Here is a 13,703-nt window from a genome sequence, read left to right on the forward strand (position 1 = left end):
ATGGCTAAGGTATTCGCGATAGCGAACCAGAAAGGTGGTGTGGGCAAGACCACCACCTGCATCAACCTCGCAGCATCCCTCGTCGCAACCAAGCGCCGGGTGTTGTTGATCGATCTCGATCCACAGGGCAACGCCACCATGGGTAGCGGTGTGGATAAACACGGCCTGGAAAACTCGGTTTATGACCTGCTGATCGGCGAGTGCGATCTGGCCCAGGCGATGCATTTTTCCGAACACGGTGGTTACCAGTTGTTACCGGCTAACCGCGATCTCACCGCGGCTGAAGTGGTGCTGCTGGAAATGCAGATGAAGGAAAGCCGCCTGCGCAGTGCATTGGCGCCGATCCGTGAAAACTACGATTACATCCTGATCGATTGCCCGCCGTCGCTTTCGATGCTGACTTTGAACGCGCTGGTTGCCGCAGACGGGGTCATTATCCCCATGCAATGTGAGTACTTCGCACTCGAAGGCTTGAGCGACCTTGTGGATAACATCAAGCGCATCGCTGAATTGCTGAACCCGAACCTCAAGGTCGAGGGCCTATTGCGGACGATGTACGACCCGCGCCTGAGCCTGATGAACGATGTGTCGGCGCAGCTCAAGGAACACTTTGGCGATCAGCTCTACGACACTGTCATTCCGCGCAACATTCGATTGGCCGAGGCCCCAAGCTACGGCATGCCGGCGTTGGCGTACGACAAAGCATCACGCGGCGCCGTTGCCTACTTGGCTCTGGCGGGCGAAATGGTTCGTCGTCAGCGTAAAAACTCACGCATCGCCGCTGCTCAGGCAACTTAAGGAATCCCCATGGCCGTCAAGAAACGAGGTCTCGGACGTGGACTGGATGCACTGCTGAGTGGTCCGACTATCAGTTCGCTGGAAGAACAGGCGGTGCAAGCCGATCAACGCGAGTTGCAACATTTGCCGCTGGATCTGCTCCAGCGTGGCAAATACCAGCCTCGGCGCGATATGGATATTCAGGCGCTCGAAGAGCTGGCGCAGTCGATCAAGGCCCAGGGCGTCATGCAACCGATAGTGGTTCGCCCGATTGCCGGCGGCCGCTTCGAAATCATCGCGGGTGAACGCCGCTGGCGTGCCAGTCAGCAGGCCGGCCAGGAAACCATCCCGGCGATGGTTCGCGATGTGCCGGATGAAACCGCTATCGCCATGGCGCTGATCGAAAACATTCAGCGCGAAGACCTCAATCCGATTGAAGAAGCGGTCGCCCTGCAGCGTTTGCAGCAGGAGTTCCAGCTGACCCAGCAACAAGTGGCCGAAGCGGTGGGCAAGTCCCGGGTGACCGTGGCCAACCTGTTGCGGCTGATATCGCTGCCGGAGGTCATCAAGACCATGTTGTCCCACGGCGACCTGGAAATGGGTCATGCCCGTGCCTTGCTCGGTTTGCCCGACAATCAACAGGTTGAAGGGGCGCGACACGTTGTCGCACGTGGGCTGACCGTACGCCAGACTGAAGCACTGGTTCGCCAGTGGTTGAGTGGCAAACCGGAGCCCGTCGAACCTGCAAAACCGGACCCGGATATTGCCCGGTTGGAGCAGCGTCTGGCCGAGCGCCTAGGCTCTGCGGTGCAGATTCGGCATGGTAAGAAGGGTAAAGGGCAGTTAGTGATTGGATATAACTCCCTGGATGAACTACAAGGTGTACTCGCACATATCCGCTGAAACATTTCCTCATGTAGCGCGCAGTCGGAAATCACTACCTGACAGTTGAATAGGGGCAGAACCGCCCCTATACTCTGCGCGCATTTTGTCGGCACAAATTATGCCAAGTTATTGAATTTCGGCAGCCGACCATTGGAGAGCAATAGTGATGGAAACACGCACGCCAAACCGCTTGCCGTTCCATCGCCTGGCAGTTTTTCCGGTGTTGATGGCTCAATTTGTCATTCTGCTGATTGCCGCTTTGGCGCTCTGGCGATGGTATGGAGTCGTTGCCGGGTACTCGGGACTTTGCGGAGGCCTGATAGCCTTGCTGCCCAATGTTTATTTCGCTCACAGGGCATTTCGGTTTTCCGGCGCCCGAGCAGCTCAAGCCATCGTCCGGTCTTTTTATGCCGGCGAGGCGGGCAAATTGATTTTGACGGCGGTGCTCTTTGCATTGACGTTCGCAGGTGTGAAGCCATTGGCGCCGCTAGCTGTATTCGGCGTCTTCGTGCTGACCCAACTGGTCAGTTGGTTCGCTCCCCTGTTGATGAGAACAAGACTTTCGAGACCTTAGGGCGTTTGAGGCAACCATGGCAGAAACAACCGCTTCGGGCTATATCCAGCACCACTTGCAGAACCTGACTTTCGGTCAGCACCCTACCGGCGGCTGGGGCTTTGCCCACACCGCAGCAGAAGCCAAAGAAATGGGCTTCTGGGCTTTCCACGTCGATACACTCGGCTGGTCGGTCGCATTGGGTTTGATCTTCGTTCTTCTTTTCCGCATGGCGGCAAAGAAGGCGACTTCCGGTCAGCCAGGTGCTTTGCAGAACTTCGTTGAAGTATTGGTCGAATTCGTCGATGGCAGCGTGAAAGACAGCTTCCATGGCCGTAGCCCGGTGATCGCACCGTTGGCACTGACCATCTTCGTCTGGGTGTTCCTGATGAACGCCGTCGACCTGGTACCGGTCGACTGGATTCCTCAGTTGGCCATCCTGATCTCCGGCGACCACCACATCCCATTCCGCGCCGTGTCGACCACCGACCCGAACGCGACCCTGGGCATGGCGTTCTCGGTTTTCGCACTGATCATTTTCTATAGCATCAAGGTCAAGGGCCTCGGCGGCTTCATCGGCGAGCTGACCCTGCACCCGTTCGGCAGCAAGAACATCTTCGTTCAGGCCCTGCTGATCCCGGTGAACTTCCTGCTGGAGTTCGTGACCCTGATCGCCAAACCGATTTCCCTGGCTCTGCGTCTGTTCGGCAACATGTATGCCGGCGAGCTGGTGTTCATTCTGATCGCTGTGATGTTCGGCAGCGGCCTGCTCTGGCTCAGCGGCCTGGGCGTTGTTCTGCAGTGGGCGTGGGCAGTGTTCCACATCCTGATCATCACCCTGCAGGCGTTCATCTTCATGATGCTGACCATCGTCTACCTGTCGATGGCGCACGAAGAAAACCATTAAGACCAGTCTCGACTAGTCTGATGTCCCTCCCGGTCAAACGGGAGGGGAGTCCCCACCGGGTCTCTGAAACGATTTGTTTTACCGCTTTAATCTAAAAAACCTAAACCATACGACGTAAAAGTCGGGAGGAAAGATGGAAACTGTAGTTGGTCTAACCGCTATCGCTGTTGCACTGTTGATCGGCCTGGGCGCACTGGGTACCGCAATTGGTTTCGGCCTGTTGGGCGGCAAGTTCCTGGAAGGCGCAGCGCGTCAACCAGAAATGGTTCCAATGCTGCAAGTCAAAATGTTCATCGTTGCCGGTCTGCTCGACGCCGTAACCATGATCGGTGTTGGTATCGCTCTGTTCTTCACCTTTGCGAACCCGTTCGTTGGTCAGATCGCTGGCTAATTACTCGGATCTTCCGAGTGATTTGATGTGATGGACAACGTAACTGCGAGGTGTTGGCGTGAACATTAATGCGACCCTGATTGGCCAGTCCGTTGCGTTCCTCATTTTTGTACTGTTCTGCATGAAGTTCGTATGGCCTCCGGTCATCACGGCATTGCACGAACGTCAAAAGAAGATCGCGGATGGACTGGACGCTGCCAGCCGAGCAGCTCGCGACCTGGAGTTGGCCCAAGAGAAAGCGGGTCAACAACTGCGCGAAGCGAAAGCTCAGGCAGCTGAAATCATCGAGCAAGCCAAGAAGCGCGGTACTCAGATCGTCGACGAAGCCCGTGAACAGGCTCGCGTCGAAGCTGACCGTGTGAAGGCTCAGGCTCAGGCCGAGATCGAACAGGAACTGAACAGCGTCAAAGACGCGCTGCGCGCCCAAGTGGGTAGCCTGGCCGTTGACGGTGCTTCGAAGATCCTGGGCAAGTCAATCGATCAAAACGCGCACGCAGAGCTGGTTAACCAACTGGCTGCTGAAATCTAAGCGAGGGCGATCATGGCAGAACTGACCACGTTGGCCCGACCTTACGCTAAGGCGGCCTTCGAGCACGCTCAGGCCCACCAGCAACTGGCCAATTGGTCAGCCATGCTCGGCCTGGCTGCAGCGGTGTCGGAAGACGACACCATGCAGAGCGTGCTCAAGGCCCCGCGACTGACGAGCGCAGAAAAGGCCGCCACGTTCATTGACGTGTGCGGCGACAAGTTCGATGCCAAGGCACAGAATTTCATCCACGTTGTTGCCGAAAACGAGCGCCTCCTGCTTCTGCCGGAGATCGCCGCTCTGTTCGACCTGTACAAGGCCGAGCAAGAGAAATCGGTAGACGTAGAAGTGACCAGTGCTTTTGCATTGAACCAAGAACAGCAAGACAAACTCGCCAAGGTTCTCAGTGCACGACTCAACCGGGAAGTGCGCCTGCAAGTCGAGGAAGACAGTTCCCTTATTGGGGGCATTGTCGTCCGCGCCGGCGACCTGGTTATCGATGGCTCGATTCGCGGCAAAATCGCGAAACTTGCCGAAGCATTGAAATCTTGAGTTTGAAGGGGCAGCAGAGCAATGCAGCAACTCAATCCTTCCGAAATAAGTGAAATTATCAAGGGCCGCATCGACAAGCTCGATGTGACCTCCCAAGCCCGTAACGAAGGCACTGTCGTCAGCGTATCTGACGGCATCGTGCGGATTCACGGTCTGGCTGACGTTATGTCCGGCGAGATGATCGAGTTTCCGGGCGGCGTCTACGGTATGGCCCTCAACCTGGAGCAAGACTCCGTAGGTGCCGTTATTTTGGGCGCATACCAGTCTCTGGCTGAAGGCATGAGCGCCAAGTGCACTGGCCGCATCCTGGAAGTTCCGGTTGGTAAGGAACTGCTGGGTCGCGTAGTCGATGCACTGGGTAACCCGGTTGACGGCAAAGGTCCGCTGAACAACACCCAGACCGACGCGGTCGAGAAAGTTGCTCCAGGCGTGATCTGGCGTAAGTCGGTAGACCAGCCTGTACAGACTGGCTACAAGGCTGTCGATGCCATGATCCCGGTCGGCCGTGGCCAGCGTGAGCTGATCATCGGTGACCGTCAGATCGGTAAAACCGCTCTGGCGATCGACGCGATCATCAACCAGAAAGACAGCGGCATTTTCTGCGTCTACGTAGCTATCGGTCAGAAGCAATCGACCATCGCCAACGTGGTTCGCAAGCTGGAAGAAAACGGTGCACTGAAAAACACGATCATCGTGGCTGCCAGTGCTTCGGAATCTCCTGCACTGCAATACCTGGCTCCGTACGCCGGTTGCACCATGGGTGAATTCTTCCGCGACCGCGGTGAAGACGCGCTGATCGTTTATGACGATCTGTCCAAGCAGGCTGTGGCTTACCGCCAGATCTCCCTGCTGCTGCGCCGTCCACCAGGCCGTGAAGCTTACCCAGGCGACGTGTTCTATCTCCACTCCCGTCTGCTGGAGCGCGCATCCCGCGTTTCGGAAGAGTACGTAGAGAAGTTCACCAACGGCGCAGTGACCGGCAAAACCGGTTCCCTGACCGCACTGCCGATCATCGAAACCCAGGCTGGCGACGTTTCCGCGTTCGTTCCGACCAACGTGATTTCCATCACCGACGGTCAGATCTTCCTGGAATCGGCCATGTTCAACTCCGGGATCCGTCCTGCTGTGAACGCCGGTGTTTCGGTATCCCGTGTGGGTGGTGCCGCTCAGACCAAGATCATCAAGAAGCTCTCCGGTGGTATCCGTACCGCTCTGGCTCAGTACCGTGAACTGGCGGCATTCGCCCAGTTCGCTTCTGACCTGGACGAAGCGACCCGTAAGCAACTTGAGCATGGTCAGCGCGTTACCGAGCTGATGAAGCAGAAGCAATACGCGCCAATGTCGATCGCCGACATGTCGCTGTCGCTGTATGCCGCTGAGCGTGGGTTCCTGACTGACGTCGAAATCACCAAAGTCGGCAGCTTCGAGCAAGCGCTGATTGCTTACTTCAACCGCGATCACGCCGACCTGATGGCGAAGATCAACGTGAAGGGTGACTTCAATGACGAAATCGATGGCGGCCTGAAAGCCGGTATCGAGAAGTTCAAGGCCACCCAAACCTGGTAAGCCGCAGCGGGAGTCGCAAGGCTCCCGCTTGCTAACCTGATAGGTGTTACATGGCAGGCGCAAAAGAGATTCGCAGTAAGATTGCGAGCATCAAAAGCACGCAAAAGATTACCAGCGCCATGGAAAAAGTGGCGGTCAGCAAAATGCGCAAGGCACAAATGCGCATGGCTGCTAGCCGTCCTTATGCGGAGCGCATCCGCCAGGTTATTGGTCATCTGGCCAACGCTAACCCGGAATATCGCCACCCGTTCATGATCGACCGCGAAGTAAAGCGCGTAGGTTATGTCGTAGTGAGCAGTGACCGTGGTCTGTGTGGTGGCTTGAACACCAACCTGTTCAAGGCTTTGGTCAAGGACATGGCGGTAAACCGCGAAAACGGCGTCGAGATCGATCTGTGTGTAGTTGGTAGCAAGGGTGCGGCATTCTTCCGCAACTTCGGCGGTAACGTCGTTGCAGCTATCAGCCACCTGGGTGAAGAGCCGTCGATCAATGATCTGATCGGCAGCGTCAAGGTGATGCTGGATGCCTACCTGGACGGCCGTATTGACCGCCTGTCCGTGGTTTCCAACAAGTTCATCAACACCATGACACAACAGCCAACCGTGGAGCAGTTGATTCCGCTGGTGGCAACCCCGGATCAAGAACTCAAGCACCACTGGGACTATCTCTATGAACCGGATGCCAAGGAGCTGCTCGACGGCTTGATGGTCCGTTACGTGGAGTCGCAGGTCTACCAGGCGGTGGTCGAGAACAACGCGGCTGAACAAGCTGCGCGGATGATCGCGATGAAGAACGCTACCGACAACGCCGGTGATTTGATCAGCGATTTGCAGCTGGTCTACAACAAGGCGCGTCAGGCTGCGATCACCCAAGAGATCTCGGAAATCGTCGGCGGCGCTGCCGCGGTTTAACGGTTCAAATTTTCAGAGGATCCAGCTATGAGTAGCGGACGTATCGTTCAAATCATCGGCGCCGTTATCGACGTGGAATTTCCACGCGACAGCGTACCGAGCATCTACAACGCGCTGAAAGTACAAGGCGCGGACACTACCCTGGAAGTTCAGCAACAGCTGGGCGACGGCGTAGTTCGTACCATTGCGATGGGTTCCACCGAAGGCTTGAAGCGCGGTCTGGACGTTGTCGACTCTGGCGCTGCCATCTCCGTACCGGTCGGTAAAGCGACCCTGGGCCGGATCATGGACGTACTGGGCAACCCGATTGACGAAGCTGGCCCGATCGACACCGAAGAACGCTGGGGCATTCACCGTCCTGCGCCATCCTTCGCTGAACAAGCAGGCGGCAACGACCTGCTGGAAACCGGCATCAAGGTTATCGACCTGGTTTGCCCGTTTGCCAAGGGTGGTAAAGTCGGTCTGTTCGGTGGTGCCGGTGTAGGCAAAACCGTAAACATGATGGAACTGATCCGTAACATCGCCATCGAGCACAGCGGTTATTCCGTGTTCGCCGGTGTGGGTGAGCGTACTCGTGAGGGTAACGACTTCTACCACGAGATGAAGGACTCCAACGTTCTGGACAAAGTGGCACTGGTTTACGGTCAGATGAACGAGCCGCCGGGAAACCGTCTGCGCGTAGCCCTGACCGGCCTGACCATGGCCGAGAAGTTCCGTGACGAAGGTAACGACGTTCTGCTGTTCGTCGACAACATCTATCGTTACACCCTGGCCGGTACCGAAGTATCCGCACTGCTGGGCCGTATGCCTTCCGCAGTAGGTTACCAACCGACCCTGGCTGAAGAGATGGGCGTGCTGCAAGAGCGCATCACTTCGACCAAACAAGGTTCGATTACTTCGATCCAGGCCGTATACGTACCAGCGGACGACTTGACTGACCCGTCGCCAGCGACCACGTTTGCTCACTTGGACGCCACTGTCGTTCTGTCCCGTGACATCGCTTCCCTGGGTATCTACCCAGCGGTAGATCCACTGGACTCGACTTCGCGTCAGCTGGACCCGAACGTGATCGGCAACGACCACTACGAAACCGCTCGCGGTGTTCAGTACGTGCTGCAACGCTACAAAGAACTGAAGGACATCATTGCGATCCTGGGTATGGACGAGCTGTCGGAAGCCGACAAGCAGTTGGTAAACCGTGCTCGTAAGATCCAGCGTTTCTTGTCGCAGCCGTTCTTCGTGGCTGAAGTCTTCACCGGTGCATCGGGTAAATACGTTTCCCTGAAAGACACCATTGCTGGCTTCAAAGGCATCCTCAACGGTGACTATGACCACCTGCCAGAACAAGCGTTCTACATGGTCGGCGGCATCGAAGAAGCGATCGAGAAAGCCAAGAAACTGTAATCCCGGCGCCCGGCAACGGGCGCTCATTTAGGTTGAGGCAATCAGATGGCTATGACAGTCCATTGCGATATCGTCAGCGCGGAAGGAGAAATCTTTTCCGGTCTGGTCGAGATGGTGATTGCGCACGGTGCACTGGGTGATCTTGGTATCGCCCTGGGTCACGCGCCGCTGATCACTAATCTGAAGCCAGGTCCGATCCGCCTGGTCAAGCAGGGCGGGGAAGAGGAGGTGTATTACATCTCCGGTGGTTTCCTCGAGGTTCAGCCGAACATGGTCAAGGTTCTTGCCGACACCGTGCAACGTGCTGCCGACCTGGACGAAGCCGCAGCTTTGGAAGCCGTTAAGGCTGCCGAGAAAGCCTTGCATGAGCGAGGCGCGGAATTCGATTACGGTTCTGCTGCCGCACGTCTGGCCGAGGCCGCAGCTCAGCTGCGCACCGTCCAGCAGATCCGCAAGAAGTTCGGCCACTAAGGCAGCACTTGTTGTGTGATTGATTAAAAAGGGTAGCCTCGGCTACCCTTTTTTCTTTTCCGATTTTTACAACCTGGTCGCATCCGCCGACCAGCCAGGATTGGTAGCCAGTCATGTCTCTTGAAATCGTTATTCTCGCTGCTGGTCAGGGCACGCGCATGCGTTCGGCCTTGCCGAAAGTCTTGCACCCGATTGCCGGCAACTCGATGCTTGGCCATGTTATCCACAGCGCCCGACAACTTGATCCACAGCGCATCCACGTGGTGATTGGCCACGGCGCCGATGCCGTACGTGAACGTCTGGCCGCTGACGATCTGAATTTCGTCCTACAGGACAAACAACTGGGTACCGGTCACGCCGTGGCCCAAGCGGTTCCTTTTATCGAAGCTGATACCGTGCTGGTTCTTTACGGTGATGTGCCGTTGATTGAAGTCGAAACCCTGCAACGTCTGCTCAAACTGGTAGCGCCAGGGCAGATGGGATTGCTGACCGTCGAGCTGGACGATGCGACCGGTTACGGCAGAATCGTTCGCGGCGCTGACGGTAAGGTCGCTGCCATCGTCGAGCACAAGGACGCCAACGAAGTTCAACGTGCTATCAAAGAAGGCAATACCGGTATCCTGGCGGTGCCTGCGGATCGCTTGGCTGATTGGACCGGTCGGCTGTCGAACAACAACGTTCAGGGTGAGTACTACCTGACCGACGTGATTGAAATGGCAGTCAATGACGGTCTGGTGGTGGCCACGGAACAACCCCTCGATGCCATGGAAGTGCAGGGCGCCAATGACCGCAGGCAGCTTTCCGAACTTGAGCGCCATTATCAGTTGCGCGCCGGTCGCCGCTTGATGGCTCAGGGCGTAACCCTGCGTGACCCGGCTCGTTTCGACGTACGTGGTGAAGTGATCGTTGGCCGTGATGTGCTGATCGATATCAACGTGATCCTCGAAGGCAAGGTTGTCATCGAAGACGACGTGGTCATCGGCCCGAACTGCGTGATCAAGGACAGCACCCTGCGTAAAGGTGTAGTGATCAAGGCGAACAGCCATATCGAAGGCGCAGTTCTGGGTGAAGGCAGCGATGCCGGTCCGTTCGCGCGTTTGCGTCCAGGCACGGTTCTGGAAGCGCGGGCGCATGTGGGTAACTTTGTCGAGCTGAAGAATGCGCACATGGGCGAAGGTGCCAAGGCCGGCCATCTGAGCTATCTGGGCGACGCCGAAATTGGCGCGCGTACTAACATCGGCGCCGGCACCATCACCTGCAATTACGATGGTGTGAATAAGTGGAAAACCGTGCTGGGTGAAGATGTGTTCATCGGTTCCAACAACTCATTGGTGGCGCCTGTGGATATCTCTGCCGGTGCGACCACTGCGGCCGGTTCGACCATTACTCAAAATGTGGATAAGGCACAGTTGGCTGTGGGTCGTGCCCGGCAGAAGAACATCGATGGCTGGAAGCGGCCGGAGAAGGTCAAGAAGGGCTGAGTTATCCACATTTCGATGATCGACTGAATTTATTCACAGGCTGATCCGAAGCATTCGCGGGCAAGCCTCGCTCCTACAGAACAAAATTGCCTGTAGGAGTGAGGCTTGCCCGCGAAGCTTTTATCCACAGGTCTTTTTATCGCCCGGTGCTTGACGAAGTTTCACTGATAGGTTTTGATTGCTTACGTTATCTTTCGAATCGAAACTTACCAAACCATGTCGAAGCGCAACACACCTCAACGCCGCCACAACATCCTGGCCTTGCTCAACGAGCAAGGCGAAGTCAGTGTGGACGAACTGGCCAAGCACTTCGAAACCTCGGAAGTTACGATTCGCAAGGATCTGGCGGCACTCGAAAGCAACGGCCTGCTGCTACGTCGTTATGGCGGTGCGATCACCATGCCTCAGGAACTGGTGGCGGATCTCGGTCAGCCGGTTTCCAAATACAAGCAAGCCATCGCCCGCGCTGCGGTGACGCGGATTCGCGAGCACGCGCGCATCATCATCGACAGCGGCAGCACCACAGCGGCGATGATTCCCGAGCTCGGTCAACAACCGGGTCTGGTGGTGATGACCAATTCCCTGAACGTTGCCAATGCCTTGAACGAGCTCGAGCACGAACCGGTGTTGCTGATGACCGGCGGCACCTGGGACCCTCACTCCGAGTCCTTTCAGGGGCAGGTGGCCGAGCAGGTATTGCGTTCTTACGATTTCGACCAGTTGTTCATCGGCGCCGATGGTATCGACCTGGTTCGCGGTACTACTACCTTTAATGAGTTGCTCGGATTGAGCCGAGTCATGGCCGAAGTCGCCCGTGAAGTGGTGGTGATGGTCGAGGCCGACAAGATCGGTCGCAAGATTCCCAACCTGGAACTGCCTTGGAGCAGCGTCCATACCCTAATTACCGATGATCGCCTGCCACTTGAGGCACGGGATCAGATTCAGGCCCGCGGCATCAATTTGATATGCGCGGCAGTCAATCAGGAGAAATAGCATGTGTGGAATTGTCGGAGCAGTCGCAGAACGTAATATCACCGCCATCCTGGTCGAAGGCCTCAAACGTCTCGAATACCGCGGGTATGACAGCGCCGGTGTGGCGGTCTACACCAACGACCAAAAACTCGAACGCTTGCGTCGTCCGGGCAAAGTCAGCGAGTTGGAGCTGGCCTTGGCAGAAGATTCGCTGATCGGGCGCCTGGGTATCGCTCACACCCGTTGGGCCACTCACGGTGCCCCGTGCGAACGCAATGCACACCCGCATTTCTCCAGTGATCTGGCGGTGGTGCACAACGGCATTATCGAAAACCACGATGCCCTGCGCGAGCAGCTCAAAGCGCTGGGTTACGTCTTCACTTCGGATACTGATACTGAAGTCATCGCTCACCTGCTGAATCACAAGCTCAAGGATCTGCATGATCTAACCGCAGCCCTCAAGGCTACAGTTAAGGAACTGCACGGTGCCTACGGCCTGGCGGTGATCAGCGGCCAACAACCAGACCGTCTGGTGGCGGCTCGCAGTGGTAGTCCGCTGGTCATTGGTCTGGGCCTTGGCGAGAATTTCCTGGCCTCCGATCAATTGGCCTTGCGCCAGGTCACCGACCGCTTCATGTACCTGGAGGAAGGCGATATAGCGGAAATTCGTCGCGACAGTGTGCATATCTGGGACGTCAATGGTCAGGCTGTCGAACGTGAATCCGTGCAATACCGCGATGGCGCCGAAGCGGCGGAGAAGGGCGAGTACCGCCATTTCATGCTCAAGGAAATCCACGAACAACCGTCCGTGGTGCAACGTACCCTGGAAGGCCGCCTGAGCCAGAACCAGGTGTTGGTGCAAGCCTTCGGTCCACAGGCTGCCGAGCTGTTTGCCAAAGTGCGCAACGTGCAGATCGTTGCTTGCGGCACCAGCTATCACGCCGGCATGGTCGCCCGTTACTGGCTCGAAGAACTGGCCGGTATTCCGTGCCAGGTCGAAGTTGCCAGCGAGTTCCGCTACCGCAAGGTGGTGGTGCAGCCTGACACGTTGTTCGTCACCATCTCCCAGTCCGGCGAAACCGCCGACACCCTGGCCGCCCTGCGTAACGCCAAGGAATTGGGATTCCTGGCCAGTCTGGCGATCTGTAACGTCGGTATTAGCTCGCTGGTGCGTGAATCTGATCTGACGCTGCTGACCCAGGCCGGTCGCGAAATCGGGGTAGCTTCGACCAAAGCGTTCACCACCCAGCTGGTCGGCCTGCTATTGCTGACCCTGTCCCTGGGCCAGGTTCGCGGTACGTTGGCCAAAGGCGTTGAAGCCACGCTGGTGGAAGAACTGCGTCGTCTGCCGACCCGCCTGGGCGAGGCGCTGGCGATGGACAGCACGGTGGAAAAGATCGCCGAGCTGTTCGCCGAGAAGAACCACACGCTGTTCCTAGGGCGCGGCGCGCAATTCCCGGTGGCGATGGAAGGAGCGCTCAAGCTCAAGGAAATCTCGTACATCCATGCCGAAGCCTACCCGGCCGGCGAACTGAAACATGGTCCATTGGCGCTTGTGGATAACGACATGCCCGTGGTGACCGTGGCGCCAAACAACGAGCTGCTGGAGAAGCTGAAGTCCAACCTGCAGGAAGTCCGCGCCCGAGGTGGCGAGTTGATCGTCTTCGCCGACGTGAAGGCTGGCATGACCAATGGAGAAGGCACGCACGTGGTACAGATGCCGCACATCCACAACACCCTGTCGCCAATCCTCTACACCATCCCGCTGCAGTTGCTGTCGTATTACGTGGCCGTGCTCAAAGGCACGGACGTCGACCAGCCGCGCAACCTGGCGAAATCGGTGACTGTGGAATAAGTTATCCACAATAGATTGGGTTGTGGTTTCAACGACTGGAAACTGTCGAAGGGTAGGAGAGGCTTCATTCCGTTGCAATTTGCAGGTGCTTCAATTACGACGTGATCTGAGTTCTCTGCTACCCCGATGCCTTGTACGGACGTTGTGACAACCTCGTGCCTAGATAAGGAAAAGAATTTTAGGCGGGGGGTTGACCACGTATTTTAATGCTGTACTATTTGCCTCCCGCTAACGAGCAGCTTGATGCTGACGCCGGCTTAAGTAACTGATTTTGTTAGAAAATTAGTTGCTTTTAAGGGTGCTGTTTAAGGTGTGTTGCTATATACTGCGCCACCTCGGTTGAGACGAAAGCTCTTGACCAACCGCTCTTTAACAACTGAATCAAGCAATTCGTGTGGGTGCTTGTGGTATCAGACTGCTAGTCAACAGATTATCAGCATCACAAGTTACTC

At 56.7% G+C, this 13,703-nt stretch carries 14 protein-coding genes; all 14 read left to right on the forward strand.

The annotated features are described in order from the left end of the window. The 14 genes from BJ917_RS30885 to glmS all read left to right on the forward strand — a co-directional run bounded on the left by BJ917_RS30885 (window position 1) and on the right by glmS (window position 13,251). The gene (locus BJ917_RS30885) at window positions 1-798 is read left to right on the forward strand and encodes a ParA family protein (RefSeq protein ID WP_060540279.1); all 798 of its coding nucleotides are present in this window, start codon (window positions 1-3) and stop codon (window positions 796-798) included. Between the two features lie 9 nt (window positions 799-807). Beyond that, window positions 808-1,680, forward strand: a complete 873-nt coding sequence (locus BJ917_RS30890) for a ParB/RepB/Spo0J family partition protein (RefSeq protein WP_096514129.1) — start codon at window positions 808-810, stop codon at window positions 1,678-1,680. A 148-nt stretch (window positions 1,681-1,828) separates the two neighbouring features. Next, the gene (locus BJ917_RS30895) at window positions 1,829-2,236 is read left to right on the forward strand and encodes a F0F1 ATP synthase subunit I (RefSeq protein WP_096514130.1); all 408 of its coding nucleotides are present in this window, start codon (window positions 1,829-1,831) and stop codon (window positions 2,234-2,236) included. Window positions 2,237-2,252: 16 nt separating this feature from the next. Then, window positions 2,253-3,122: a F0F1 ATP synthase subunit A gene (gene atpB / locus BJ917_RS30900; protein WP_007969902.1), complete on the forward strand. Its 870-nt coding sequence runs from the start codon at window positions 2,253-2,255 to the stop codon at window positions 3,120-3,122. A gap of 133 nt (window positions 3,123-3,255) precedes the next feature. Next, window positions 3,256-3,513: a F0F1 ATP synthase subunit C gene (gene atpE / locus BJ917_RS30905; RefSeq protein WP_003097235.1), complete on the forward strand. Its 258-nt coding sequence runs from the start codon at window positions 3,256-3,258 to the stop codon at window positions 3,511-3,513. A 58-nt stretch (window positions 3,514-3,571) separates the two neighbouring features. After that, window positions 3,572-4,042 (forward strand): F0F1 ATP synthase subunit B, encoded by a 471-nt coding sequence (locus tag BJ917_RS30910; RefSeq protein ID WP_096514131.1) that lies wholly within the window; start codon window positions 3,572-3,574, stop codon window positions 4,040-4,042. A 12-nt stretch (window positions 4,043-4,054) separates the two neighbouring features. Further along, window positions 4,055-4,591, forward strand: a complete 537-nt coding sequence (locus BJ917_RS30915) for a F0F1 ATP synthase subunit delta (protein ID WP_121106026.1) — start codon at window positions 4,055-4,057, stop codon at window positions 4,589-4,591. 21 nt (window positions 4,592-4,612) lie between these two features. Further along, a complete protein-coding gene (gene atpA / locus BJ917_RS30920) occupies window positions 4,613-6,157 on the forward strand; it encodes a F0F1 ATP synthase subunit alpha (protein WP_008018366.1) in 1,545 nt (514 codons plus the stop codon). A 50-nt stretch (window positions 6,158-6,207) separates the two neighbouring features. After that, window positions 6,208-7,068, forward strand: coding sequence for a F0F1 ATP synthase subunit gamma (gene atpG / locus BJ917_RS30925; protein ID WP_007934344.1), 861 nt, complete (start codon window positions 6,208-6,210; stop codon window positions 7,066-7,068). A gap of 27 nt (window positions 7,069-7,095) precedes the next feature. Then, on the forward strand, window positions 7,096-8,472 hold the full coding sequence (gene atpD / locus BJ917_RS30930; protein ID WP_008018365.1) for a F0F1 ATP synthase subunit beta: 1,377 nt from the start codon (window positions 7,096-7,098) through the stop codon (window positions 8,470-8,472). A 45-nt stretch (window positions 8,473-8,517) separates the two neighbouring features. Then, a complete protein-coding gene (locus BJ917_RS30935; RefSeq protein ID WP_007985046.1) occupies window positions 8,518-8,943 on the forward strand; it encodes a F0F1 ATP synthase subunit epsilon in 426 nt (141 codons plus the stop codon). 113 nt (window positions 8,944-9,056) lie between these two features. Next, entirely contained in the window at window positions 9,057-10,424 is a 1,368-nt protein-coding gene (gene glmU / locus BJ917_RS30940) for a bifunctional UDP-N-acetylglucosamine diphosphorylase/glucosamine-1-phosphate N-acetyltransferase GlmU (RefSeq protein WP_096514133.1), read from the forward strand. 216 nt (window positions 10,425-10,640) lie between these two features. Continuing rightward, complete coding sequence (locus BJ917_RS30945) at window positions 10,641-11,417, forward strand: DeoR/GlpR family DNA-binding transcription regulator (protein ID WP_096515616.1); 777 nt, start codon at window positions 10,641-10,643, stop codon at window positions 11,415-11,417. Window position 11,418: 1 nt separating this feature from the next. Further along, complete coding sequence (glmS, locus tag BJ917_RS30950; protein WP_096514134.1) at window positions 11,419-13,251, forward strand: glutamine--fructose-6-phosphate transaminase (isomerizing); 1,833 nt, start codon at window positions 11,419-11,421, stop codon at window positions 13,249-13,251. Window positions 13,252-13,703: the final 452 nt, after the last annotated feature.

Source organism: Pseudomonas sp. WPR_5_2, assembly GCF_003634475.1.
GTDB classification, from domain to species: Bacteria; Pseudomonadota; Gammaproteobacteria; order Pseudomonadales; family Pseudomonadaceae; genus Aquipseudomonas; species Aquipseudomonas izuensis.